At 42.7% G+C, this 25,360-nt stretch carries 26 protein-coding genes; 12 read left to right on the top strand and 14 right to left on the bottom strand.

From position 1 onward, the window contains the following. Positions 1 to 40 precede the first annotated feature (40 nt). Entirely contained in the window at positions 41 to 238 is a 198-nt protein-coding gene (locus M886_RS01260) for a hypothetical protein (protein WP_048050503.1), read from the top strand. A 22-nt stretch (positions 239 to 260) separates the two neighbouring features. Here the strand turns inward: M886_RS01260 and M886_RS01265 are convergent, their stop codons facing one another. From M886_RS01265 to M886_RS01275, 3 genes are all read right to left on the bottom strand, one after another. Continuing rightward, the gene (locus tag M886_RS01265; RefSeq protein ID WP_015411372.1) at positions 261 to 476 is read right to left on the bottom strand and encodes a PspC domain-containing protein; all 216 of its coding nucleotides are present in this window, start codon (positions 474 to 476) and stop codon (positions 261 to 263) included. A 248-nt stretch (positions 477 to 724) separates the two neighbouring features. After that, positions 725 to 1,816: a hypothetical protein gene (locus tag M886_RS01270; protein WP_048050504.1), complete on the bottom strand. Its 1,092-nt coding sequence runs from the start codon at positions 1,814 to 1,816 to the stop codon at positions 725 to 727. A 35-nt stretch (positions 1,817 to 1,851) separates the two neighbouring features. Further along, complete coding sequence (locus M886_RS01275) at positions 1,852 to 2,835, bottom strand: YbgA family protein (protein ID WP_048048238.1); 984 nt, start codon at positions 2,833 to 2,835, stop codon at positions 1,852 to 1,854. A gap of 498 nt (positions 2,836 to 3,333) precedes the next feature. On the opposite strand from M886_RS01275, the gene M886_RS01280 reads away from it, so the two are divergent. Further along, positions 3,334 to 3,999, top strand: a complete 666-nt coding sequence (locus M886_RS01280; protein WP_264357983.1) for a peroxiredoxin — start codon at positions 3,334 to 3,336, stop codon at positions 3,997 to 3,999. 674 nt (positions 4,000 to 4,673) lie between these two features. Here the strand turns inward: M886_RS01280 and proC are convergent. From proC to M886_RS01295, 3 genes are all read right to left on the bottom strand, one after another. After that, on the bottom strand, positions 4,674 to 5,486 hold the full coding sequence (proC, locus tag M886_RS01285) for a pyrroline-5-carboxylate reductase (protein ID WP_011032767.1): 813 nt from the start codon (positions 5,484 to 5,486) through the stop codon (positions 4,674 to 4,676). Between the two features lie 117 nt (positions 5,487 to 5,603). After that, positions 5,604 to 6,761, bottom strand: coding sequence for a glutamate 5-kinase (gene proB, locus M886_RS01290; RefSeq protein WP_048050505.1), 1,158 nt, complete (start codon positions 6,759 to 6,761; stop codon positions 5,604 to 5,606). A gap of 137 nt (positions 6,762 to 6,898) precedes the next feature. Further along, on the bottom strand, positions 6,899 to 8,242 hold the full coding sequence (locus M886_RS01295; RefSeq protein ID WP_048050506.1) for a glutamate-5-semialdehyde dehydrogenase: 1,344 nt from the start codon (positions 8,240 to 8,242) through the stop codon (positions 6,899 to 6,901). Positions 8,243 to 9,129: 887 nt separating this feature from the next. Here M886_RS01295 and M886_RS01300 point away from each other — a divergent pair. Then, the gene (locus M886_RS01300; protein ID WP_048050507.1) at positions 9,130 to 9,534 is read left to right on the top strand and encodes a DUF356 domain-containing protein; all 405 of its coding nucleotides are present in this window, start codon (positions 9,130 to 9,132) and stop codon (positions 9,532 to 9,534) included. Positions 9,535 to 9,651: 117 nt separating this feature from the next. On the opposite strand, the gene M886_RS01305 is transcribed toward M886_RS01300, so the two are convergent. Together M886_RS01305 and M886_RS01310 are read right to left on the bottom strand one after the other, a co-directional pair. Next, positions 9,652 to 10,104, bottom strand: coding sequence for a toprim domain-containing protein (locus M886_RS01305; protein ID WP_048050508.1), 453 nt, complete (start codon positions 10,102 to 10,104; stop codon positions 9,652 to 9,654). Between the two features lie 82 nt (positions 10,105 to 10,186). Then, a complete protein-coding gene (locus M886_RS01310) occupies positions 10,187 to 10,504 on the bottom strand; it encodes a DUF167 domain-containing protein (protein WP_449288740.1) in 318 nt (105 codons plus the stop codon). Positions 10,505 to 11,156: 652 nt separating this feature from the next. On the opposite strand from M886_RS01310, the gene M886_RS01315 reads away from it, so the two are divergent. The 4 genes from M886_RS01315 to M886_RS01330 all read left to right on the top strand — a co-directional run bounded on the left by M886_RS01315 (position 11,157) and on the right by M886_RS01330 (position 14,520). Then, entirely contained in the window at positions 11,157 to 12,266 is a 1,110-nt protein-coding gene (locus M886_RS01315; protein WP_015411379.1) for an amidohydrolase family protein, read from the top strand. Positions 12,267 to 12,285: 19 nt separating this feature from the next. Next, a complete protein-coding gene (locus M886_RS01320; RefSeq protein ID WP_048050510.1) occupies positions 12,286 to 12,744 on the top strand; it encodes a universal stress protein in 459 nt (152 codons plus the stop codon). A 70-nt stretch (positions 12,745 to 12,814) separates the two neighbouring features. Continuing rightward, entirely contained in the window at positions 12,815 to 13,666 is an 852-nt protein-coding gene (locus M886_RS01325; RefSeq protein WP_011032775.1) for a CBS domain-containing protein, read from the top strand. A 167-nt stretch (positions 13,667 to 13,833) separates the two neighbouring features. After that, entirely contained in the window at positions 13,834 to 14,520 is a 687-nt protein-coding gene (locus M886_RS01330; RefSeq protein WP_011032776.1) for a 2,5-diamino-6-(ribosylamino)-4(3H)-pyrimidinone 5'-phosphate reductase, read from the top strand. 119 nt (positions 14,521 to 14,639) lie between these two features. Here M886_RS01330 and M886_RS01335 read toward each other — a convergent pair whose 3' ends face one another. After that, a complete protein-coding gene (locus M886_RS01335; protein ID WP_011032777.1) occupies positions 14,640 to 15,359 on the bottom strand; it encodes a YkgJ family cysteine cluster protein in 720 nt (239 codons plus the stop codon). Positions 15,360 to 15,792: 433 nt separating this feature from the next. Here M886_RS01335 and M886_RS18170 point away from each other — a divergent pair, with 433 nt between their 5' ends. Next, on the top strand, positions 15,793 to 15,966 hold the full coding sequence (locus M886_RS18170) for a DUF5350 domain-containing protein (RefSeq protein WP_015411380.1): 174 nt from the start codon (positions 15,793 to 15,795) through the stop codon (positions 15,964 to 15,966). Between the two features lie 247 nt (positions 15,967 to 16,213). Here the strand turns inward: M886_RS18170 and crcB (M886_RS01340) are convergent, their stop codons facing one another. The 4 genes from crcB (M886_RS01340) to M886_RS01355 form a co-directional block, all read right to left on the bottom strand. After that, positions 16,214 to 16,582 carry a fluoride efflux transporter CrcB gene (gene crcB / locus M886_RS01340; RefSeq protein WP_011032778.1) on the bottom strand — a complete coding sequence of 123 codons (369 nt, stop codon included), beginning with the start codon at positions 16,580 to 16,582 and terminating at the stop codon, positions 16,214 to 16,216. A 3-nt stretch (positions 16,583 to 16,585) separates the two neighbouring features. Continuing rightward, complete coding sequence (gene crcB / locus M886_RS01345; RefSeq protein ID WP_011032779.1) at positions 16,586 to 16,966, bottom strand: fluoride efflux transporter CrcB; 381 nt, start codon at positions 16,964 to 16,966, stop codon at positions 16,586 to 16,588. A gap of 138 nt (positions 16,967 to 17,104) precedes the next feature. After that, positions 17,105 to 18,295: a molybdopterin molybdotransferase MoeA gene (locus M886_RS01350; protein WP_048050511.1), complete on the bottom strand. Its 1,191-nt coding sequence runs from the start codon at positions 18,293 to 18,295 to the stop codon at positions 17,105 to 17,107. 21 nt (positions 18,296 to 18,316) lie between these two features. Further along, positions 18,317 to 18,610, bottom strand: a complete 294-nt coding sequence (locus M886_RS01355; RefSeq protein ID WP_011032781.1) for a ubiquitin-like small modifier protein 1 — start codon at positions 18,608 to 18,610, stop codon at positions 18,317 to 18,319. Positions 18,611 to 18,690: 80 nt separating this feature from the next. Here M886_RS01355 and M886_RS01360 point away from each other — a divergent pair, with 80 nt between their 5' ends. From M886_RS01360 to M886_RS01370, 4 genes are all read left to right on the top strand, one after another. Then, entirely contained in the window at positions 18,691 to 20,283 is a 1,593-nt protein-coding gene (locus M886_RS01360) for a flippase activity-associated protein Agl23 (RefSeq protein WP_048050512.1), read from the top strand. A 26-nt stretch (positions 20,284 to 20,309) separates the two neighbouring features. After that, positions 20,310 to 20,525, top strand: a complete 216-nt coding sequence (locus M886_RS18820; RefSeq protein WP_235203842.1) for a hypothetical protein — start codon at positions 20,310 to 20,312, stop codon at positions 20,523 to 20,525. Next, the gene (locus M886_RS01365; RefSeq protein WP_235203843.1) at positions 20,522 to 21,034 is read left to right on the top strand and encodes a CBS domain-containing protein; all 513 of its coding nucleotides are present in this window, start codon (positions 20,522 to 20,524) and stop codon (positions 21,032 to 21,034) included. The genes M886_RS18820 and M886_RS01365 overlap by 4 nt, the downstream gene beginning before the upstream one ends. A 224-nt stretch (positions 21,035 to 21,258) precedes the next feature. Beyond that, the gene (locus M886_RS01370; RefSeq protein WP_084685028.1) at positions 21,259 to 22,404 is read left to right on the top strand and encodes a cation:proton antiporter; all 1,146 of its coding nucleotides are present in this window, start codon (positions 21,259 to 21,261) and stop codon (positions 22,402 to 22,404) included. Between the two features lie 176 nt (positions 22,405 to 22,580). Here the strand turns inward: M886_RS01370 and M886_RS01375 are convergent, their stop codons facing one another. Beyond that, on the bottom strand, positions 22,581 to 25,313 hold the full coding sequence (locus M886_RS01375) for a calcium-translocating P-type ATPase, SERCA-type (RefSeq protein WP_048050515.1): 2,733 nt from the start codon (positions 25,311 to 25,313) through the stop codon (positions 22,581 to 22,583). Between the last annotated feature and the right edge of the window lie 47 nt (positions 25,314 to 25,360).

A 25,360-nucleotide genomic window follows, 5' to 3' on the forward strand; every position in this document is an offset into this window, starting at 1 on the left:
TTCCATGCCCGATTTGTGATGAGGAATGTTCAGGATAGATATGAGTAAACTGAAACCGGTCACAAACGGAAATATCAGTAAAAAGAAAATTCCCGGGAAACCGCTTCCGGGAACTCAATTACTGAAAAATAATAGAATAAATTACAAAAATGGTATTGCAGCATTTTTTTACGGGTTTACTGCAAAAGTAGAAAAAGGGAAGAAATTAAGAAATATGAAAAAAGGAAGAAGAAATTAAGAAATATGAAAGCTTCCGGATTTTAAGGTTCTTCAGGGATTATGATCCAGGCTATGACATAACCGATTATTCCAATTCCCTGCAAAGAAAGTAGCACCCATAAAAGCCTTACTAGCGTAGGATCCACGCCGAGGTACTCGCCTATACCCCCACATACTCCGGCAATAATCTTGTTTCTTTTTGACCTGTACAGTTTCTTCATATCAGTGCCTCCACTCCAGAAAAATACCTGAGTCATCTGAAGGATATCAGATTTTTTGGTTGTTCCGAATTTTGCCTGATTTCCCGTATATAATGGATTAAATATATACGATTTATAAGTAACTCTCCATTTTTCAGAGTTTGTTTCAGTTTTTAACCCTGTGCGCTTAACCCTTTGCATGAATAAGGGGAAATGTTTCTATCAGATACTTTCCCATTTATATTAGATACATACCCATTCTACCAGATACTCCACCATTTCCATCAGATACTCCACCATCTCCATCAGATACTCACCCATTCGCTCGTAATTTCTTCAGAGAACAGGTTTTCCCCGAGAGCTCTCACATATACCCTGAAGGTCCTGCCTCCAGGGACTCTGAGTCCTTTTGCGGTGAACTGATAGGCTCCCTCAGGCTCTATTATTACAGGGTCGCTCTCGATCTGGTCCCATATTTTACTCCCGTCCTCTGCCTGAAGGGCAACATAAACAGTTGTATTTTCTGCTACCTCGGAGCCCACATTTCTCAGAGTAACATTAACGTCCACAACCCCTTCTTTCTGGGAGTATTCGCACTGAGCACTGAAATCAAGGTTAACAAGGGGCCTTCTATATACAGGGATAACTTCTACCGGTTCATCCTTATATTCTTCAGGCATTTCCCCGATCTCCCAGTTGCTCCCTGTAGTTTCCAGGTAGTAGTAATGATTATTATTGTATTCAAAGCTCCTGCCCCTTGTTTCAGGGCTGCATTTTATTCCCAGAGCCATATGCTCCGGAAGTTCCAGCAGGACAACATCATAGCCCATTTCCTGAAGAATTGCCACCGATAGGATGGAAGTATCCTCACAGTCTCCTCCGTTATCGTAGAGAGTCTCATAAGGAAAACGGGGGTACTGGTCATATCCCGAACTTGTAAGGTCTGAAGTATAGTTAAGGGACTGGATAAAAGAAACACAAAGCCCGGGTATTTTTTTTTCTTCAAGCCCGTATTCATTTGAAAGAGAAATAAGAGTATCTGCGATATTCTTTATTAACCAGTCATCATAAGGGTCGGAAGCGAAGAGGTCATAGTCTCTTTTGCGTGTCCTTGACTCATATGCACTGTACAGCTTATCATCAAGCAGCAGAGTAAGGTGCCACCGGTATCCCTCATAATTCCATGAGTAAGATCTGGAAGATTTCCCTGGTTCTATGAGTTCTTCCGTAACCAGAGCTTCAGAAGAGTTATAATTACCACCCGTTTCTCGAGGCAGGTTTTTATCTATCTTTTTGTTGCCAGAAACTGCGGATCCCTCAGAAAAAGGCCAGAAAAAAAGAACTGCAGCCATATATACGAGTAAGAAAATAAAAGTCAGTTTAATTCTAGCTTTCATGATTTACTTCCGTCCAGAAATATCTTAATAAAACTTTATTTCCAGAGATCTTCCCTCAGGTGGGATTCTACAGGATTTATTTCTATTAAATCCTCAGGATACGGTTCGAAAAAAGTCTGGCTCATGAGGTAGCCGTCTTCAAACCGTACAATCCATGACCTGATCATGTTTATTGCAGGACAGACCGAAGCCCTACCTTCCCTGTATTTCTGAACCCAATCAAAAAACAGGGCTTTTTCACGGCTTGAAAGCTGGTCTGAAAAAAATCCGAGAGCGTGCATTAACACGTTTATGGTTGAAGTGTACCTTGGAGCTCTGGAAAGGGCGCTGTACAGGTGATTTTCATAATCGGAAATCAGCTCTTTCCAGGGCCTTTTTTCTCGGTTTGCAGCAATTTCTCCTAATTTTTGGAGTTCAGCCTGATTATAAGCCATAAGAAGAAACTTGTTCTGCGCATGGAAATTTATCAGATCCTTTATACTGCCCTCGGACTTTACTTTCCGAAAAGCTGCAAATGTGAAGAGTTTCGTAAGGAAATGCTCTTTTATCCGGGCGTTTCTGAGCCTGCCCTCGTCCTCAACAGGATGGAAAGGATACCTTCCCAGAACAGCACCTCCGAAATATCCGGAAATCTTTTCAACTGCACCTCCATGACTCCCTGCAGACGGGTAAACCTTCACGTCCTTGAGACCGCAGGAAGGAGACCTGAATTTAAGAATAAAACCGTCAACTTCGTCTATAGAATTAAGAAAATTGGAACAGAAAGATTTCATATCCTCAGTTACATCCTTCCCACTTGAAGGCTGGACAAGCCTGTGATCTCCTTTATCAAGGACTATTCTCACAGGGTTTCTTGGTACTCCAAGCCCTATTTCCACTTCAGGACAAACGGGCAGGAAATCAACGTGTTTTTTGAGTTTTACCACCACAGGACTGCTGATCATATCTCCATTGTATCGGCAGTGATCAAACTCAAGACACCTGCTAATTACAATCTTCGGTCGAGAAAACTCTCTCATTTAACCCCCATACAAAAAGGAGTTACTTGGATAAATTGTTTTCCAGACAAAAAGGATCATGCGACTTACTGAAAAAATAAGTGATGATAATATAAAAAGAATGCAAAGATAGAAAGGATGTAAAATATAGAAAGAATGTAAAAATAAGTGATAAAAAATAAGATATAAAGAATAAGAAAAATAAAAAACGCTCATGATATTCCTGGAATAACATGCCCAAAAAATGAAAGTATCTGGAAGTACTTTCATGCCAAACAAAATATAGAAAATAAAAAGAATTTAAAAGCAGTATTTCCAGAAACAAAGATTTTTTTCAGTAATCAGTAAATGATTTATAACAATGGAAAATAATAGTAAGGTAGTTGTTGGGGACGATAGAGGGAACGGATAGTGCTTTTTAGGGTTCGAGCACCAGTGCCTGACATCGTACTTCGGATAACGGAAAAAGATTGCAAACTAAAATGAGGTGAGAACATAATAGAAACAGAGTCAGAACAGATACACATGCCTCTCATTGGAGACGATGCCCCTTCATTTACTGCAGTAACCACACAGGGAATTATCAAATTCCCGGATGATTATAAAGGAAAATGGGTCATTCTGTTCAGCCACCCTGCAGACTTTACACCTGTATGCACTACTGAATTCATGACTTTTGCCAGTATGCAGGAAGAGTTCAGGAGCATGAACACGGAACTTATAGGGCTCTCCATAGACAGCGTCTTTTCCCATATCGCCTGGCTTAAGAGGATTGAAGAGAAAATAGAATATAAAGGAATGAAAAATCTGGAGATCAAATTCCCGGTGATAGAAGATCTGAAGATGGATGTTGCAAAGAAATACGGCATGGTACAGCCAAAAGCCTCAACCACCCAGGCTGTAAGAGCGGTATTTATTATCGACCCAGAGGCGAAAATAAGGACAATACTCTACTATCCGCAGTCAACCGGAAGGAATATGCAGGAAATCAAGAGAATAGTAGTCGCCCTGCAGAAAAATGCAGCCGAAAAAGTTGCAACCCCGGCTAACTGGCAGCCAGGAGAAGACGTTATCATTCCACCTCCCAGTTCAATGGAAGCAGTAAAAGAAAGGATGGGAAAAGAAGAGGAAGGAAAGCGCTGCCTTGACTGGTTTATGTGCCTGAAAAAAGATACCCAGAAATAATTTGGGTACAATAAAAACATTATTTTACTTTTTTAAAAACATTAGTTTATTTATTAAATACATAAAATACACTGCTATTTTTTAAGATAAAAAGCCTGTAGCGAATAATCTTTCAGGCGAGAATAAGAGGGGTCTGGAGAGGAATCTCCTATCCCCCTATAAGAGATCCCCCTCATGGCGAACAGAGAAGGTCCAGTACCCCGTTCCACCATAATTTATCGTAATTTATTCGCTTCTTATTTTCAAATTAAGCATGATTTTCCGGGTTCACCGATGAATACAATATAGGTGAAAAATCCTCAGTTTTAGAGAACTTATACAGGATATCCCGGACTGGAACATCTCATAAACGAGAGTAAGGCATGGGACAGGAACTATGACCCCCACTAGCTCCATTTATGCATGCTCAGCTTTTATCAGGTAGAAAATAATATTGATTCCACTGATATATAAAATTTACCCAAATTTATAACAAATAATCATGAACTATAACTAAGAAAATAAGAGGTAAATAGCACAAAGGACGCTAGAAAGCGAAAAGAAAGGAATTTTTGTCTAGAAAGCAAAATTTGTCTTAAGAAATTTACGCATTGAAGACTTATAAAAAAGAAAAAGGATGAAAAGGAATTAAAGATGAAGGAAGAGGATTTAAGAAAAGGAAGAAACCGATATTATTACTTCTTCCCAAGTTCTCTTGAGCGTTCACTTGCTCTTATAACTGCATTCATAAAAGCTGCCCTGATTCCTGCTTCCTCGAGAGCATGAACTCCCTGAATAGTGGTACCGGCAGGAGATGTAACCATATCTTTGAGTTCTCCGGGGTGCATGCCTGTTTCAAGTGCCATTTTTGCGGCTCCGAGCACGGTCTGGGCTGCGAGGGTAAGAGCGCTTTTCCTGTCCATGCCTTCCAGTACAGCCCCGTCAGCCATAGCCTCTATGACAGGGAAAATGAAAGCAGGCCCGCTGCCGGAAAGACCTGTAACTGCGTCCATCAGGGATTCAGGAACCTGAACTGCAGTACCAACCGCAGAAAAGATAGTAAGAGCATCTTTCATATCCTCAGGGGTCGCGTTCTTCCCGGGGGAAATTCCCGAAGCAGCCTCCGAAACTGTTGCTGCTATATTGGGCATGACACGGACAACCCTGGTGCCTTCAAGAAGAGCGCCCTCGTAAGTTGAAAGAGGCACTCCTGCAGCAATTGATATTACGAGTTTTTCGGAAGTAATTTCATTTTTCAGGTTTTCAAGCACAGAACCAAGCGTTTGGGGCTTTACTGCAAGAATGAGGATATCCGACTCCCGGACAATAACGGTATTATCGGTTGATACCCTGATCCCCAGCTTTGTCTGAAGCTCTTTTAAAAAAGGCTCGTATACATCGCTTGCACCGATATTTTCAGGCTGCACGATTCCGGCTTTAATTATGCCCTGCATGAGAGCAGAACCCATTTTCCCTGCCCCGATGAATCCTATTTTTCGATTTATCATGTATAAAATCTCCTTATTTCCAGAAAAATAAACTTAAATAAACTTAAATAAACCTTAAATTACCGTAAATTACCTGTAAAGAACCAGAAGGTCCTGAAACTCTTACAAACCCGATGCTCAATTTAACTCTTCCAGTATGCCGATATTTTCCTTTTTTATCACGTTGTTGTAATTACTGTAGCCCAGAACGTTTTCAATCTGGTCTGTATGAACTCCTTTTATTTTAATTAACTCTTCAGAGGTATAGTCGGTAATCCCTTTTGCAAATATTTTGCCGTCACATTCGAGTTTCACGACATCTCCCCTATCAAATGTCCCTTCCACATCCACAACGCCTGCCGGGAGAAGGCTATTTTTCCCGAGGACAGCAGCTTTTGCTCCGGCATCTACACGGACCGTTCCTGAAGCCCTGGCAAGGATAATCCAGCGAGCGCGGTTTTTCTGGATATGCCGCTCAGCAAGGAAAAGGGTCCCTATTTCTTCCCCTGAGGCTATTTTCAGGATGACGTCCTCTACATCGCTGTTTGCAATAACTACATAGCAGCCTGCCATACTGCAGATTTTTGCAGCTTTTATTTTGGTCCGCATCCCGCCAACGCCTTTGAAGCTTGTAGGGTCGCCCCCATAACTTTCAATCTCAGGCGTGATCTTTTTCACAATGGTCAGAAGCTTTGCGTCAATGTGAGTTTTCGGGTTCCTGTCAAAAAGCCCATCAATATCCGAAAGGATAATCAGAAGATCAGCATCGATTTTGCTCGCAACCATTGCGGAGAGCTTGTCATTGTCCCCGAAGATTGCTTCAATCTCGTTTGTACAGGTACAGTCGTTTTCGTTTATTATCGGGACAACACCATACTCCAGCAGGGTTGAGATGCTGTTTCTCAGGTTGAGATAAGTTACTCTATCAGAATAGAATTCATAGGTAAGAAGGATCTGGGCAACCTTCATTCCGTATCTGGAAAAAGCTCTGCTCCAGTCCTGCATCAGCATACTCTGCCCGACCGCTGCAGCTGCCTGTCTGATAGGGATCTCACGGGGTTTGGGGGCTATGCCCAGCTCATTCAGCCCGACACCTATTGCTCCCGAACTCACAATAATTACTTCTTTCCCCTGCTTTCGGAGCTCTGAGACCTGGAAGGCTATGCTTTCCATAAATGCCGGGTCAATATTGCAGTTTTCCCTGGTATGGTCACAGCCCTTTCTGGTAATTGAAGAAGTTCCGATCTTAATGACGATTTTACTAACATCACGGAAAAATTGTTCTCTTTCTGTCAATAGAAGTGCCTCTTAAAGTTATTTGGAAAGCGGCTGCAGTTGATCTCTGTAACAGCCGGGTTTCCGGTTTTTGCACTTAACCTGCGCTGGTATTTCGATTCAAATATATAAACATATCAGAAATTATCAGGGATGTGTTAATTCACATCCTCGAACTTAAGGTCAAGCTTCCTGTGAGTATAGGGTTTTGCATTTTTTCCTGCATAGTCTGCAACAACCTGCCCTTTACCCATGAGGATATACTTGTAAATTAACAGCCCTTCCATACCGACAGGCCCGCGCGAATGGATCTTATTTGTGCTGATCCCGACTTCGGCACCTTTTCCATACCTGTAACCGTCAGCAAAACGTGTTGAAGCGTTCACCATAACGCTTGAAGAGTCAACAAGCCCTATGAACTCCTTCCTGCGGGAAGCGTTTTCCGTGATTATCCCGTCTGTGTGATGGGAACCAAAGGTGTTTATGTGGTCAACTGCTTCCTTAATGGTATCTACGAGTTTTATTGAGAGGATAAGGTCATTGTATTCAAGGCTCCAGTCCTCATCAGTTGCTCTTGAAAGGGGAGATAGCCCTTTTTCTGAGAGCAGAGAATAACTACCTTCATCGCAGCGCAGTTCAACCCCTGCCTTTAGATACATTTCAGCCATTTTGGGCAGGAAAACTTCTGCAATATTGCGGTTCACAAGAAGGGTTTCTATGGCATTGCAGACTGCGGGGTACTGGACTTTGGCATCAAAACAGACCTTCCAGGCTGTATCAGGGTCTGCAAATTCGTCCACATAGATGTGGCAGATGCCGCTTGTATGCCCGAGTACAGGGATTTTTGTATTGTCCTGGATAAATTTGACAAATTCATTGGACCCTCTGGGGATAAGGAGGTCGACATACGCATCAAGGCTCAGAAGGCTCATGATTTCTTCCCTGGTTTCCATAAGCTGGAACGCCCCTTCAGGCATGCCCCCGGTGGACTCTATGGCTCTTACAAGAATATCGAAAATAGTACGGTTAGACTCCCTGGCTTCGCTTCCTCCTTTGAAAATGGTTGCATTGCCACTTTTCAGGCAGAGAGACATTACCTGGGGCACCACGTCAGGCCTGGACTCAAAAATTACCCCTATAAGACCTATAGGGCAGCTGACCTGGTAGAGGATCAGGTCGTCATCGAGTTCAAGAGTGGAAAGGGTTTCTCCCACAGGGTCTTTAAGTTTTATTACGTCCCTGATTCCTGCAATCATCCCGTCAACTTTTGAGTCCGTAACCTTAAGCCGGTCTACAAGAGCCTGAGTAAGCTTTCCGGCTTTTTTCAGTTGGGCTGCATATTCAAGATCCTTTAAATTCGCTTCAAGGATGATTTTTCTCTCTTTATCAAGGGCTTCCGCCATAGCTTCAAGAGCCCTGTTTTTTACCTCGGAGCTTACACTGGCAAGCTCAATTGAAGCTTTTTTTGCTTTAATTACTTTAGATTCAATATCATTAGCCATATACTCACCGTCTTTGCAATAATTGCGAGGGCTTTGCCCACATAAGCCTGAAACAGGTTCTGGACCAGATTCAATTATCTATTCAGACCTGAAAATCAAAGGGCTATATAAGATATAATTAACTGAATCATGGAGTTAAACTGAATTAAGGGGTAAGGACTTAGTCCCGAAACATTTGAGCTTTTTCATAGATGGAAATGAAAAAAGGACACAGGGAGTCCTGGGATAAATATTTTTGTATACTGTTTAGGTATATGATATGGTAAGGTCCTAAATAAAAGATACCATTTGAGGGAGTATATTCCGGTCCTGTAGTAACATCAGGCTGGAAAAAATAATATATTAAAGTATTTATTTAATTATAAATGATATTTAATAAGTCAATAAAATAAATTGAGGATAAAAAATTCTCTGGTCAGTGATTGATTTTGTGAAAAATTCATCATGCTGAATCAGGACATATTAAAATAGGCAGAGAGGAATAAAAAATAATAATATATTAATAAAAGAAAAAAAGTAATTTTTTAAAAAAACGCAACTAAAAAAACTTTAAGTAAAGTTTTCTTGAGAAGAAATATTATTTCAAAACGAATATATATACGATGCATATAAGTATAGAATACGCAGCTTCATATCATGGAGACGCATACTAAATCTTGAAAAAAGACAATTATGGAATAGCCCTGTAATTTTTGAGTATAGGAGAAAGGCGTACAATATATTACGACTCCGTAAATGACCATTTTTAGTTAAAATAATATGATGAGGACGCCGCATTCGCAAGGGAATAATGGTCGCCTGCTAAGCCATTTCATACACAAAGTTTATTATAGGGGTAAATCCATATCGAAATGGGGATAACTTTATAGATTGGTGGTGTGTAAAAAATGAAATCATTCGCGTTAGTCCGGGCAGACGACTCGGATAAAGTAAAAATAGCATTACATGACCTAGAAAGATACGGACATATTCAATTTTCAGCGACTCCTAAATGTATTGAGCCAAATTATGCTGATGAACTTCTTGTGAGTGTAATGGGCGTATCACTCAAGTCAAAATGCAACTCTGCAGCCCTTGTAGAGTTAAATAACCACGCGGGAGCGGCGATAAGCAGGTTGAAGAAGATCCACCCCCCTGCGCATATAATAATTATCAGTCCAAGACATAAAATGTTTGAAGAACTGGCTGGCAAATTTCCAAAATATCCGGAATTTGACAGGACATTCAATCATCAAAAGAACCCTCAAGGCCTGGATATGATTCAGGAGAAAGGAGAATCATCCAACGCATAAGGGATAAAAGTTTTTTAACCGGATGTAAGTATTAATCTTCAAATAATCTTCAAATCTTCATTTTTTCTTTTTTAAAATATATTGAGAATAAGGGCACTTTACCGGATAGTAACGTTACTATCTTTCAAATTCCAGATTCGTTTCATATTCGGAGTTTAGAGAAGAACCTGTTTTTACCCTGAGTTTGGAAACATAAGTATACAGGCTTTCTATATCTTTGATTTCTTTCTGGGAAATCAGTTTCAACTTATTTCGGATTTGAAGGTCAGGCTTTACCCCAAAATTTTCAAAATATTCCGAGAGTTTGGCTGCAAGCAGGTCACCTCTCCTGTCCCAATCCGTAAGTATGATAACCTCACAGCCGAGGCTGGCTATCCTCTCTGAGAAATTAAAAAGAGAATGCCGGGTTGCAAGCTCGAAGCTGCCTTTAATACCGAGCTTTTTCATGGAAAGAATATCTCTTTTTCCTTCTACGATAATTACTGCCCCTCTTTCCGCAGATTCTGAAAGTTCCAGAAGCAGTTCTTCAATCCTTTCCAGCCTTTTTCTGTAGACATCAACATCAGTCACGTTATTCTTCAACCTTTTTCGTTAAACAGGAAGTGTGGTAAGAAAGCCTGCCAGTCAGGAAAACTGTCTAAAACTCCTGGCTTCAACCCTTTAAGTGTTTCCCGAAAACCAGAACAGCTTGCTGATAGGATACCCCTTTTATCAGCAAGGATTTCTTGCTGCTTGTGGCTCCGCTACTTATAAGGATATCAGAACTGCTTATGCTGAAAAGCTCTGCAAGGCTTTCAATAAGCTGCTCATTTGCCTTTCCTTTCTGGGCATTTCTGGTCAGCTTTACTTCAATTCTCTTTCGCCATTCATTATAGCCACTCGGGACAGAAAGCGACCTGGAACCCGGAGTGACTTCGATATCCACAATAATACCGGAATCCAGAGATTTTATTGCCTCTTCAAAGGACATGGATCTCATCTTTTAAAATATATTATATAAATTAGTGACGAAACCTGGGAATTTGTAATAAGAGCCATTAGCAAAAGGCAGAGGATAAATAAAAAGCAGCCGAAATGAATAAGTTATAACCACGCATGGAATGGCGAACCCTGGACGGCTGGGCAGGTACTGAATTTTTCCATATATAAAAACACCAGGTATGAAATAAATTATAAACTCGAGTTATAAAAATAAATTAACATAAAATAGTGCTGTAACCCGGACGCACTAACTCCGAAAGATCATACTCTGGTTTTCCGCAGTCCCTTTCAGTTACCCTCGTGCCGGGCAATATCACACTATCGATGTATCGCATTGGGGTTGTCTGTACACTCACAGTCAGGATTTTCCATTATCTCGTGCAAGGACCTATACAATGCGACTGAAACCCATATATATATTTGATAATTAATAAATATGTCGGTGAAAAGAATTTTTGTTTTGTATATATATTCAGAAACTTCTAACCAAAAAGACGAAAAAAATACTCCAGCGTGCCCAGAATAGAAGAAAAAATGCCTGAATAATATAAAAAGGCTTAAGGAAAGATTATATATGATGTATATGTTTGGTCTCCATAAGCTGAGCACAGAAGGTTGATAAACAGCAGAGGTGCTTATAGATGTACGGCACTGAACAAATAATTTCCGGAACAATTATTGCAGGTCCCGAGATTTTGCCCATAGAGGGGTACATCTGTGTAAAAAATGGAATAATTACGGAAATTGGAGAAGAACGTACAAATTCAAAAAATATAATAGCTCCCTGTTTTGTCAATGCTCACACTCATCTTGGGGACTCCGTTTGTAAAGACCCTGTACTTGGAAAAACTTCCGGTTTTCGGGTCCAGAGAGACCTTGACTCTCTTGTAAAGCCGCCTGACGGATTAAAACACAGGATTCTCAGGGAAACTCCCTATAAAACCCTTGTAGGGCACATAAGAAGGTCTTTACTGGACATGATAGATACCGGGACCTGTGCTTTTGCTGATTTCAGGGAAGGAGGGTTTTTGGGGGTTGCAGCTCTGAATAAAGCCCTTGAAGGACTTGAGCTGCGTTCATTGATATTCGGAAGACCTGCAGAACCGGATCTACCTCTGCAAGTAGTACTTTCCGAAGTAAGAAGGATTTTACTTCGTTCCGATGGGCTCGGAATGAGTGGAGCAAATGACCTCGACATGAACCTCCTTCAGGAGATTACAGCCTGCACCCGGGAAAGAAAAAAACTTTTTGCAATCCATGCAGGTGAAAAGAATAGAAGCGACATTGAAAAAGCCCTTTCTCTTGAGCCGGACCTTTTAATTCATTTAACACATGCAGGAAAAAAAGACCTCGATGAAATTGCTCAGGCAAAAATTCCGGTTGTTGTCTGCCCGAGGTCAAACTTCGTAACAGGGGCAGGGATGGCTCCAATAGCTGAAATGCTTGAAGCGGGTATTCGGGTAGCAGCCGGGACAGATAATGTAATGTTAAATTCTGTAAATATGTTTGCTGAAATGGAATTTATGTCAAAAATATTTTCTATAGATGATAGGCAAGTATTTAAAATTTGCACACTTAATGGTTCTTTTGTAATGGGACCAGATTCCATGTGTTCTATCGAAAAGGGGAATAAAGCCAATTTAATGATCCTGAACGGGGATTCTAATAATCTTGCAGGTATACAGGACCCTGTAGGTGGAATTACAAAACGGGCAAGGCCCGATGATATATTAGCGGTACTTCATTCGTAAATCAAATGGAGAACGAAACATGAATAGCGAATTTTACCGGAACATAGTAATTGCAACAGATGGATCCGAGAATACCCAGAAGGCAATATCTCACGGAATTGAGATTGCAAAACTCAGCGGGGCTACGATTCACGCACTTTATGTGGTGGACATATCTTCTTTTTCATCAATACCTATGAGCTCGGAAGTCGGCTGGGAAGCGATGTACGAGATCCTGAAGTCCGAGGGTGAAAAAGCAGTTTCTGCCGTAAAGAGCCAGGGAGAAGCAGCAGGGGTAGAAGTAAGAGAAGTTGTCCTTGAAGGAAACCCGAGCAGTGCAATTATCGAATTCGCAGAAAATAACAATGTTGACCTGATAATTATGGGAACACTTGGAAAAACCGGACTTGACAGGTTCCTTCTCGGAAGCGTTGCAGAAAAAGTTGCCAGGGGCTCAAAGGTTCCGGTAATGGTCGTTCGGAGTGGAGAAGAGAGCTGAGCTGAAGCCCTCCGTAGAGAAATGATAAAAGAAAATCCAGGATTCAGAGGATAACACAGGTGTAGATCATATGCCAAAAAACATCTTCATAGAAGATATCATGGTAAGGGACGTCGCATGCGCAACCCTGCCTGGTTCCAGGGACGAGGTTCTTAAAATCCTTAAGAACAAACACATCTCGGGGGTTCCTGTACTCAAAGATTCCAAAGTGGTCGGGATAGTGACAAGGACAAACCTCTTGCAGAACCCCGAAGAAGAACAGCTTGCCCTTCTTATGACACGGGACCCGATAACCATATCCCCTGGATCGGACCTGCAGTCCGCTGCCCGCCTGCTCCTTCAGCACGGAATCAGAAGGCTTCCGGTAGTAGACGATGGAAAGCTCGTGGGGCTTGTAACGGTTGCTGATGTTGTGGGCGCAATTGCGGATATGAATATAGACACTCCTATCAAAGACTATGTGGAAAAGGAAGTGGTGGCAATATTCAGTGAAACACCTTTGCCTGTAGTAGCCAGGATCATGGAACTGGCTTGTGTCAAGGCTGTACCTGTACTTGATGCTGCCCTTGAACTCATAGGAATTATCTCGGACCGCGACATTATTTCTGCCAGCGTTATTGAGGACAGCGTTGAGATGTCAGACATGTCCGCAGGTCAGGACGACGATGCCTGGACATGGGAGTCCATGAGAGATACCATGAGTATTTACTACAGCGTATCCAGAATCAAAGTCCCCAATCTGATAGGAAGCGACATTATGATCCGGGAACCGATCACTGCTACTTATATTGCCTCTATAAGCGACTGTGCAAGAAAAATGAAGCGTAACAGGATCGACCAGATACCGATAATTAATTCAAACCGCAAGCTTCAGGGGCTCTTAAGAGACCACGACCTGCTGAAGCCCCTTATAGAAGCCTGAATAGTGGTAAAAGACAGTTTTGAGCCGGGGGAGGAGATATCATTTCCCCTGTTCAAACCTGCCCGGCTAAAAAATTAAATGGCTAAAAAATTAAACAGCTAAAAAATAAAAACGTGATTCTCAATTACGTGACTCTCAATTCAATACTTTTTTTCAGGAGCTAAAAAATGGACAGGCCCTTTATTTTTATAAATTCTGCTATGTCAGCTGACGGCAAGCTCTCAACAAAGGAAAGAAAGCAGGTAAAGATCTCCGGAAAACTTGATTTTGAGAGAATGGATGAACTCAGGGCTCATGCAGATGCGATTATGGTGGGAATAGGGACCGTACTTGCCGATGACCCCAGCCTGACAGTAAAATCCCCTGAAAGAAAGGCAGCCAGAAAAGCTGCCGGAAAAAGTGAAAATCCCGTAAGGGTTGTTGTTGACAGCTCAGCAAGGACACCTCTTAATGCCGATATCTTCAAAAAAGGTGAAGGGCTCAGGATAATTGCTGTTTCAAATTCCGCCCCTGAAGAAAAAATCAGGATGCTGGAAGAAAAAGCCCTTGTCATAAAAACAGGAGCCTTTAGAGTTGACCTTACCGAGCTTGCAGCAAAATTAAAGGAAATGGGTATAAACAGCCTCATGGTCGAGGGAGGCGCAACCCTGAACTGGGGCATGCTTTCCGCAGGTCTTGTTGATGAGGTATATACTTTTGTTGGAAACCTTATCATAGGAGGGAAAACAGCTCCAACCTTTACTGACGGGGAAGGTTTTACAGAAAACGAACTCCTCGGGCTTGAACTGTCTTCAGCTGAAAAAATTGAAGATGGAATACTTCTGAAGTGGAAGGTCAAAGGGAAGAAGAACTGAAAACCTTTTTTATAGAATCATTTTAAAAGTACTCTCTTTTCTTATTTTCATAGAATTATTTTAAAAATATTCTCTTTTTTTATGTTTACAAAATTGCCTTTTTCGGCATCAGTTATGCCTTATCTTTCAGACTCTTTTGCGAGTTTTTGTTTTTCAAACCCGCCTTTGCAATATACAAAAATTTCCAGGTCACATTCACCTTTAAGAAATTCACGCATTTTTCGGTCATAGGTTCTCTGGATGTGTTTTAAACCATTTGTCCTGAAATGAGCCTTCACAGCTTCGAAAAAGCCAATCACCTGCTGGAGATAAGCTTCTTCATAAGCCCTTGTCTCCAGTGCAATTTCTTTACATGCCGGATCGTCGAGATCTGAGTGATAACTCCCGTGCTCGTTTAAGCCGCTTATCTGCCGCCAGTCCACTTTTCCGGTTTCATCGGCTTCCCTGTGCAGCATATGTGGGTATACTCTGCAGATTGAAGGGCGGCTTTCATAAATCCTGCATCTTTTATTTTCAAGGAAAATGCAGGAGCCGTCAGGTTTTGTTTTCAGGGCATAGCCTGATACATAGAACCTGCCGTTCTGGTCGCAAAACTCATAATACGGGGCAGGAGTGACGGCATCAGGGTCTATGCTTCTTACTCGTTCCAGGTCCGAGTCCAGCAGGAACACATGGTCGTTAAACTCTCTGGTGCAGCAGCGGGCACAGAGTTCACATTTGAACCCTAGTTCCCTGATTATGCCGACAAATTCGGAGTCAGGAAAATTTCTTAAATCCCGAAGTTCCTCGTGCATTTCGGCAAGCCTGGTGTCAATTGGGTCATTTTTTACGGGAATCACCTCTCCAGAAAAAGAATATGGCTTTCAGAAGAGCTTTTAAGGTTCAAGCCAGTTTCAGTCGGATTTATACGCATCTTCGGAATTATTTATACCTTACGTATATCTGCCATTTTTTTATGCCTGAATTCCTCCGGATATCCGTAACATTTAACTAGTAGCATTTCTCTTTATGATAAACTCAAGGCTTGATTAAACCATAGTCTCTTACTTCAGGCTTTTTAAGGAATATCAGATATTCCGATCAAGATCATTGAAAGATTACCTATTTGATAATCATCGAATCAGATTACCTTTTTGCCAAATCGCTGCTGAAGGAAAAAATCCGCGGCAAACAGCAGCGATAGGCGAGAAGGCGGATACGGTATGTGAATAAATCATCAATGAATTAAAGCAAATATAGATAAATTCAAATCAAAATCAGCGAGGAATGATAATGGGCAAAACCGGCAGCATTGATTGGGTAAAGGTAAAAGGCAGAAAAGGCAAAGTAATCAAGGTCCAGAAATCAAAATCACAGAAAGCACACCCCGGACCTGCACAGCGCTTCACCTCTTCAGGCCACAAGAGGCGCTTCATAAGAAGATCTGCAAAAGCCCTTGTAAAATAATCGGGCTTTTTCATTTTACCATTTTTAATTATCAATTTTTTTTAGGTCACTGAATTTTAATCAATTCAGGTCTTTTTCTATCACTGGAAGGTTATTTCTACCAGCCCTGCCTATAAAAAAATAGTTCTTTGATTAAAATAATTTTGTTGAGTAAAAATGATATTTTTGATTAAAAATAGCTTTTTTGATTCTCGATATGGAGTTTTGGATTCCTGCTCTCAAAAGCTGACGCTTTAAAAATTCAAAATCAAAGCCTGAGAGCAAAGTATGCGATGCCTACTCCCAGAAGACAGAGGATAACATTGAGGAAAATATTCAGAAAAAATGAAACGTTCTGTCCGTCTTCCAGTAGCTTGAAGGTTTCGTAAGCAAAGGTTGAGAAGGTCGTGAAGGAGCCGAGAATCCCTATATTTACCAGATAGACCACGGACTCGGGCTCAGAGGAAAAAGTAAGAAGGGAAAGCACAATGCTTCCCAGAAAATTTACTGTAAGGGTTCCTGCCGGGATACTCCGGATTTTTGGCATTCGGCTTGAAATAGTATAGCGAAGAGACGCCCCTATAAAACCGCCCGTGCCTATCAAAAAAAGATCTCCGATGTTTGCCGCAGGAAGCATGGATCAAATCTCCCTGCTTGAGAGAGCTTTTATAAAGCTCCTGCCAAAGAATACACCTGTAAGGGTAAGAAATAGGTTGGCGCTGATATTTCCAAGGGCAGGAAGAAAAGCCATACTGAAAGACTGGACTGCAAACGTCGAGAAGGTTGTGAACGCCCCTATGAAACCGGTCCCAAATGCCAGTCTTCCTTTAGGACCTATGAAGCTCAGGTACTCAGCATCATACATTATCATACCCAGCATAAAACTCCCGAGTACATTTACAGAAAGGATGCCAAGCTGCCCATCCACATGCTCACAGATCAAAAATCGGCAAACGGCTCCCAGAAAGCCGCCGAGTCCTATTAATAAAACTTTATCCATTTCTTTGTCAGGGGAGGGCATGTTTTCACTTTTATTAAAAAATTGGAATAAAGGACGGTTAATTCTTTCCTATTACCTCCTACAAGTATAAAATACTATTTATTTTAAAAGAAGAGAAAAGTGGAGGAAGTAAGCCATAGCTGCTTATTGATGTTTTTTTCACTCAATTAAAAAAACATCAACTTCCTGCCCCTCTTCATAACCTTCTATATTTTCAGGCACCAGCACGTAACCGTCAGCCTTTGCAACCGAGCTCAGAACTCCTGCCTTTCCAGTAAGAGGGCGTATTTTATCCCCTTCAAAAACAACCCGGACAAAATTGACATAACCTATTTTAGAACTTATTTTTGCAGCCAGCCGCCTTCTAAAGACAAATTCCGGCACTTTGGGTATTGATCCAAGCTTCCTTATCCCGGGACGGACAAAGAAATACAGGGCAACAAGCCCAGCAACCGGGTAGCCTGGAAGGCAAACCACAGGAGTTTTACCTATAACCCCAAGCGCTGCTGGCTTTCCAGGACTGACCGCCACCCCATGGACAAGCAGTTTTCCCAGAGATTCCACAACTTCGGGAGCATGGTCTCTTTTGCCGACCGAAGTCCCGCCGGACAGGAGAATCATGTCAGCGTCAAGGTTTGCCTCTATGGCTTCTTTTATACTCTCAGGACGGTCAGGCACGATACCTGTATGTCTGGGAACTCCACCCCACTTTTCCACATAAAGAGCAGTCATAAGCCCGTTCGTTTCGAGCACCATTCCGGGGGGAGGAACTTGCCCGGCCTTTTCACGGCTTACCAGTTCATCTCCTGTAGGGATGACCACAACCACAGGTTTTCTGAAAACCTTCGCCATATCCAGTCCGAGAGAGGCAAGAACTGCAGCATCACAGGGGCGAAGGAGGTGACCTTCCTTAAAAACCAGATTTTCTTTTTTGATATCCTCTCCAGCCTGTCCCACATTCTTTCCCGGATGGACCTGAGCCCTGATTTCAACCATGTTTCCGGCTGTAACGGTGTCCTCAACCACCACAACAGCATCAGCCCCTTCAGGCAGAACAGCTCCCGTATGAACCCACATAGCAGTTCCTTCCTCTACGCAATCCGAAAGCTGCAAAAACACAGGATTTGAAGGAGAAGCTCCCGAAGTATCAGATGACCTGACAGCATATCCATCCATTGCAGCGCGCCTGTAGTGAGGGACATCCCTTCCGGAAATTACAGGCTCTGCAAGTACCCTGCCCGTACAGGCTTCAAGCGGTACTTCTTCAGTGTGACTCAGAGAAGAAAAGCTCTCAAAGAAAAGCTCCAAAGCCTCGTCAACGCAAGTACGTTCTTTGAATATCCTGCCCATAATCCTGGCCCCCCTGAAAACTTATCCTCCGGAGACAGGAGGAAGAACCCCAATTTCATCCGAATCTTTAAGGTCAGTGTCAAGCCCTTCAAGGTGCCTGACATTATTCCCGTTTATCAGGACGTTAATGGAAGCGCAAAGAACCGGGCTTTCATCTTCTCCATCGTTCTTTTCAAAAATGAGTTCCTTTAAAGCGGGATGTTTTTCTGTAAGAGACAAAAGGACATCAATAACTTTTTCTCCGGAAAGCAGGAGTTCCGGTGTGCCTGCTGCCTCACGCAGATTTGCAAATAACTTAACTTTTACTTCAGCCATGAGGAAGACTATTTCATCCTACTCCTTAAATATACCTATGCCTTATAAGAAGCATCCATTACCGGAAGGTTCGGGAAACAATGCAGAAAATTCCAGGTTATGAAAACACAAATTCGGAGGTTCCGGATAAAAAATACTGGCTTTACGGGCTTATGATTGTGTTTTTTGCCCTTGCCTTCAGATTATTCGAGCTGGGAGAGAGGGTTCTCCACCACGATGAAAGCATACATGCCAGTTTTACCCTCAAACTTCTTGAACACGGGGAATACAGTTACGATCCAGCCTACCACGGCCCTTTCCTATTCCATTCTACTGCAGCTGTTTTTCATTTTCTCGGAATAACTGACACGACATCCCGTCTTGTCCCGGTCCTGTTCGGAGTTGCAACAATCCTTTTACTTTTTTTGCTGAAAAAAGAACTGGGAAAGAACGGTGTTCTCTGGTCGATGTTTCTGCTTGCTTTTTCTCCGAGTATGGTGTATTTTTCCAGGTTCTTCAGAAATGATATGATAATTATATTCTGCACCCTGGCCGCAGTGACAGGCGCATTCCGATATCTTGACAGCATACACAGCTTAAAGCGGTACCCTTACCTCGTCCTGGCGGCTTCGTCTCTTGCCGTTGCAGTGTCATCAAAAGAGAATGCTTACATAATTCTTGCTGTCTTCGGGGCTTATGCCGGATTGGGCTTTCTTTACTGGATTTGTTCAGACTGGAAAAAAGAGAATATGGGATTAAAGGAAACCCTTCGCAGTAAGACTTCGGCTCTTTTGCCCTACCTTCCTGAGATCATCCTTTCAGGGGCACTCTCTGTTTTTATTATAATGTTTTTTTACTCCAGTGCTTTCAGGTACGATGTATCTCTTTTTTCAATCGTGGAAAGGGCCTTTAATCACTGGATGGAAATGCACAGTATAGAGAGGATTGGAGGTCCCTTTTACTATTATATCCCTATTCTCCTCAGATATGAGATTCCGGTTGTACTCTTTGGGGCTGCTGGCTTTTTTTATTTCCTGTTTAATAGAGTAAGAAATAAAGGGCAGAATTATTCATTTTTCCTTTTCCTCTGCTACTGGGCGCTTACAAGCCTGCTGCTCTATTCATATCTCCAGGAAAAAGTCCCCTGGCTTGTCGTTCACATAGTTTTGCCTTTCGGACTTCTTGCGGGAGCCTTTCTTGGAGAAGTATTTTCTAAAAAGAATAAAGACGGACAGCCGAAACAGCCTGATTACTCCGGTAAAATCCGCGCTCTACTTGCAGTAATTCTTGTGCTTACTCTGCTTGTCTTCATTAGCCAGTGCATCTCGGTAAATTATTATAGAAGTATGGAAGACGAGGAACTGATAACATACACGCAGGCATCTCCTGATATCAGGACACTGATGGAGAAGATAGAGGGATTCGATGAAAGCCCTGATACCCTTAGAATTTACGTGATTGACCAGTATCAGCTCTACTGGCCCCTTCCCTGGTACCTGCGGGACTATGAAAGAGCGGCATACTCTTCAAAACCGCCGTCGAGCAGCAAATACGATGCTATAATCGTCCCCATATCCTGTGATATGTACAGGGAACTTTCAGAAGAAGAATATTCTTCCTACAATTTCACCCTGCGCCCTGGAAGGGATTTCACCCTTTATTATAACAACAAACTTGAACAGCAACAAATTTGAAAAAATCAGATAACCCATTCTCTACAGTGAAACTGAGATTCCTGTTTTTTTATATAAATCCAGAAACAAATAGTAGTGGATACTATAGATTGGAAAACAGTAAGGAAGGTATAAAAATAGCCGTGGAGGGGATATCATTCTGGCAGAGAGCTTTATGCAGAAAAAAACCTCCGGGAAAAAAGATGATAATGCAGAAACGGAGAAAAACTCCAGAAAAGAAGAAGAATTTTCTGAACCTGTGAAGGAGCCCTCTCAGAAGGATTATCCCGGGGAAGCAGAGGCGTTTTTTGAATCAATTGTCAGGGGATCCGAAGGCTGCCTCTGGATGACTATTGAAGAGCTTATGACCCGGGACCTTGTAACGGTAAATGAAGACGCACCTGTTGAAGAAGTTTTTTCACTTTTTGCAAAAAATCCCTACCATACCCTGCCCGTAGTTAACAAAAAAGGAGAGCTCGCAGGGGTTATCGACCTTGACACTGTTCTTGAGATCCTGCTTTTATGCCTGATGCCCAGAGCTAAATATACGCCCCTTGCAGCCAGAAGGTCACTCGGAGAAAACGCAAAAGAAATTATGATTACGCACCCTGTGACAATCTCATTAAATTCCACGTTGAAAGATGTTTCTGACCTTATGATGAAAAACAGGTTTGACCGCGTTTATGTGAGCGAGAATGGAAAACTCGTGGGGATCATATCAAAAAGAGACCTTGTGAAAGAGATATGCAGACGGAGAAAAATGGAGGCATGAAAAAGAATTCTTAAGAAAAAGATGGGCAATAAAGCAAAATTTAAAAAGGAGCTGTAAAAAGGAATTTAAAAAGAGGTTATAAAAGAAAATTTAAAAAGAGGGTATAAAAGGAAATTAAAAAGAGGTTGTAAAAGGAAATTAAAAAATAAAAACAAACGTGTAAATAAGAACCGGGGGGTAAAGCAATAAGTGCTCTGTTTCAGGTACTGTTTCTCATTTTCAGCGTGAAATTTTTTGGGGAGATAGCAGAAAGGGCCGGAGTCCCCTCAGTTATGGGAGAAATTCTGACAGGGATCCTGTTTGGAGCACTTATTCTGGACGTGGAAACCGGGATAATAACTTTTTTTGCTCAGCTAGGGTCCATTTTCCTGCTTTTTACCGCAGGATATAAAGAAGTGAGCCTGAGAGACCTGAAACCCGCAGTACTGGTCGCCTTTATCCCTACTCTCACCCAGCTGGTTTTTGCCTTTGCATTCGGGTTCATGCTTGGGAAAATCTTTAATTTTACATTTCTTCAAAGCCTTTTTATGGCGGTTGCTCTCAGCCCGACAGCCATAGGAGTGGTTATCAGAATTCTTATAGACCTTAACTACCTGTCCAGCAGACCTGGCATAGTAATGCTTTCTTCGGCGGTTCTGGACGATATTATAGCAATATCCCTTCTCTCCCTGATTGTTACCTTTGCCCGTTTTAACCGCGCACCTTCTGCCCTGGCAGTTCTTACAATCTCAGGAAAGATCCTGCTTTTCCTGCTGATTATGTACATCCTCGGAAAATATTTCTTTCCCAGGCTTTTTGTCCATGCCCAGAAAATGCACGCAAAAGAAGCAGTATTTTCCCTTGTGGTTATGACAGCCCTTTTTTCTTCCTATCTTGCAGAGTTATTTGAGCTTCATGCAACAATAGGAGCATTCATAGGAGGGATGTTAATTTCTGAAATTCCCCTTGCAAAGATTCCTGACGTGCAGAGCAAAGTAGAGGGACTGGCTTACGGGATTTTAATCCCACTTTTTTTCGCGTTCATAGGATATTCAATTGATCTTTACGCCCTGGTAAAAGCAGGTATTTTCGTCCCTGTGGTCACCCTCCTGGCCCTCTCAGGAAAGCTGATAGGGGGATTCATAGGGTCAAAAGCCATAGGGTTCAATTTTTGCGAAAGCCTCGCATTTGGGGCAGGGGTCATGCCCAGGGCAGGAATAGAGCTTGTAATGCTGACAATAGGAAGAGGGATCGGAATTATAGGCGAAGAAATATTCTCAGCCATGGTGTTTATGGTTATTGTGTCCATTCTGATTTCACCTTCGGCTTTGAAATTTGCGATCCAGGCAGAAAGAAAAAACAAAACAGGCAATGAATTAAAGGTTGGATAAGAGTAAACAACCAGGAAGTTGAAAAGAGCAGGAGCATGAGTTTTAAGAATAGGGCGCGAAAAAATACCCCTGCACCGCTTATAAGGTTCCCTTTAATCAGACTTTTCCCCACTATTTATGCTAATCAGACTTTTCCCCATTATTTATGCTAATCAGACTTTTCCCCATTATTTACGTTAATCAGCCCTTTTCCCGTTATTTATGTGCTTTACAATTTCCATGGAAATGAGGGTGGTGGAGGCTAAAGCGAGTATGATCCCCCATTCCGGAAGGGAAAGGGGAACTGTACTGAAAGCAAGTTGAAGGAACGGGACATAAATAACCATCAACTGCAGGACCACCGTGGTAAGGACTGCGTAAATCAGGGCTTTGTTTGTAAACAGCCCCAGAGAAAAGACCGAATACCTGTCAGACCGCCAGTTGAAGGCATTAAACATCTCTGAAAATACTACAAGTGTAAAGACCATTGTCTGCAGTTTGGAAAGGGAAAAGCCACTCTCCAGAGACCAGACTAAAACTATCAGTGCCTGCAAAGTAACAAGGGTCCCTATTCCGAGCCCGGCAGTTATCTCACGGCGTGTAATAAGCCCTTCTTCAACGTTCCTGGGCTTCTGCCTCATAAGCCCCCTATCAGGAGGCTCAACTGAAAGAGCCATAGGAGGAAGCCCGTCTGTAATGAGGTTAATCCACAGGATCTGTACAGCCATAAGAGGAAGTATCTGCCAGCCCAGGATTGCTATGAGAACGATCAGTACCTCCCCTATGTGGCAGGTAAGCCCGTATGTGATGAAGTTTCTAATATTTTTAAAGATATTCCGGCCTTCTTCAACTGCCGAGACGATTGACGCAAAATTATCATCAGTAAGGATCATGCTTGAAGCTTCTTTACTGACGTCCGTGCCCGTGATACCCATGGCTATGCCCATGTCCGCAGCTTTAAGGGCAGGGGCATCGTTTACCCCGTCACCTGTCATTGCCACAACATAGCCTTTCTTTTTAAGGGCTTCCACAACCCTCAATTTGTGGGCAGGGTAGACACGTGCATAAACCGAGACCCTCTCAACCCTGTCCTCAAATTCTTTTTCTTCAAGGCTGTCAAGTTCCGAACCTGTAAGTGTCAGGTCGTTCTCTTTCAGAATACCGAGTTCCCGGGCGATTGCAGCCGCTGTAACCTTATGGTCCCCGGTTATCATCACGGTCTTGATTCCGGCATCCTCGCAGGTTCTGATCGCAGCCTTTACCTCTTCTCTGGGAGGGTCTCTCATGCCAGTTAAACCTGAAAAAACCATATCTTCTTCGGCCCGTTCCACAGGGATTTTCCCGGAAGAGATTTTTTCGGGAGAGAATCCCTCTTCAAACGGGCGGAAAGAAAAAGCCATGACTCTCAGAGCCTGGTCAGCAAGCTCTTTTACTTCCTCTAAGATCTCCTGCTTCTGCCCATGGGTTAAAGTTTTTATTTCGCCGTCAAGGAAAATCTTCGTACATGAACCGAGAATAACCTCAGGAGCCCCTTTCGAAAAAGCTACCAGTTCGGAATCAAGTACATCCCCGGGAAAATCATCCAGTTTATTAAAAGTGGTCATTCTCTTGCTTTCGGAAGAAAAAGGAATTTCCGCAAGCCTGGGATATTTACTGTCAAGTTCGGATTTTTCAAAACCAGCCTTTGCCGCAGCGACCACAAGAGCTGCTTCTGTCGGGTCTCCCCTGATTTTCCACCCGTCTTCTTCTTTATAGAGGTTTGAATCGTTACATAAAGCAGCCGAGAGCAGCAGGACCCGGAGGTGAATATCGTCCCCGGAGACCTCAGGGTCTTCTTTCTCCGAATCTCCTTTCAGGAATTTCCCATCCGGGTCATATCCGCCTCCCGTAACCCTGAGAATCTGCCCGTCAACATAAATCCTCTCAACTGTCATTTTATTCTGAGTAAGCGTGCCGGTTTTATCCGAACATATGACATTGGTAGCACCCAGGGTTTCTACGGAAGGAAGTTTTCTTACAAGGGCATGCCTTTTGACCATGCGCCTTACTCCAAGCCCGAGCCCCACAGTGACAACCGCAGGCAGAGCTTCAGGTATGGCGGCAACTGCAAGCGCAACACCCCAGAGAAACATATCAAGAGGTGGAAAGCCTAAAAAAACGCCCAGAACTGCAACAAAAGCTACGATTACTATGGTCGCCCCGCCGATCCACCTGCCGAATTTGTCAAGGCTTTCCTGGAGAGGAGTCCTTGACCTTTCTATTGTCCCCAGAAGCCCAGCAAGTTCTCCAAAAGAGGTTTTCATGCCTGTTGCCGTAATAACGGCTTTCCCTCTCCCATAAGCAACCGCAGTCCCTGCATAGACCATGTTATTCCTGTCAGCCTCGGAGGTGCCTGCCGGCAGGGCATCGGTAACCTTCTGGACAGGTACGGATTCCCCGGTAAGGGAGGATTCATCGACTTTGAGGTTAAACTCTTCAATTATCCTGGCATCTGCAGGAATACGGTCCCCGGTCTGGAGCAAAATAATGTCTCCGGGAACCAGATAGGTTGAGGGGATTTTTTTTTCACTGCCATTTCGTACTACAGTTGCTTCCGGGGATGTAAGAGATTTAAGGAGCTCGATTGCCTTTTCAGCCCTATACTCCTGTGCAAAACCGAGGATTCCGGCAAGAAAAACGGTAAATAAAATCACAGCAGCATCAATGGCTTCGCCAAGAAGAGCCGAAACGATGGCAGCAATTACAAGGATGAGAATTAAAATGCTTTTAAATTGCGAGAGAAAGAGCCTGAAAACAGAGACTTTTTCTTTTTCTTTAAGCTCGTTTTTTCCGTATTCTTCCAGTCTCTTTTCGGCATCTTCGGGGCTCAGCCCCTTTACTGATGTCCTCAGTTCCCCAAAAACCGAGCTGATATCCTGATCGTAGTACAACCCTGGACCTCGTTTAATTAAAAACGGGATAACACCGAATTCAATAT

The sequence above is a fragment of the Methanosarcina soligelidi genome, assembly GCF_000744315.1.
In the GTDB taxonomy this organism is placed as follows: domain Archaea; phylum Halobacteriota; class Methanosarcinia; order Methanosarcinales; family Methanosarcinaceae; genus Methanosarcina; species Methanosarcina mazei.